At 70.4% G+C, this 321-nt stretch carries 1 pseudogene; it reads right to left on the bottom strand.

The window, feature by feature from the left end:
* A pseudogene (locus PUR61_RS02945) lies at positions 1-205 on the bottom strand (glycoside hydrolase family 15 protein); the annotation flags it as partial.
* Positions 206-321: the final 116 nt, after the last annotated feature.

Genomic DNA, 321 nt, shown 5'->3' with positions numbered 1-321 from the left:
GCCAGGCCTTGGCCTCGTCCCGGTAGCCGGTGCGCAGCAGGGAGGAGAGGGTGATCGCGGCGTCCCGCAGCCAGGTGTAGCGGTAGTCCCAGTTCCGCGCGCCGCCGATGTCCTCGGGCAGTGAGGTGGTGGGGGCCGCGACGATGCCGCCGGTCGGGGCGTAGGTGAGGCCGTTGAGGGTGATCAGCGAGCGGACCACGGCCTGCACGACCAGGAGAGGGACCCCCTGATCCAGCGCCAGCTCTGCAGAGAGGACGAGCGTCGCGTCTGGGAGGAGAGAGCCCGGCGCCGTAGCTCACTCAGCTCGCCGGAGAATGAAAG

The sequence above is a fragment of the Streptomyces sp. BE20 genome (assembly GCF_036322525.1).
Classification (GTDB): domain Bacteria; phylum Actinomycetota; class Actinomycetes; order Streptomycetales; family Streptomycetaceae; genus Kitasatospora.
This window is presented reverse-complemented; position numbering and strand designations above follow the sequence as displayed.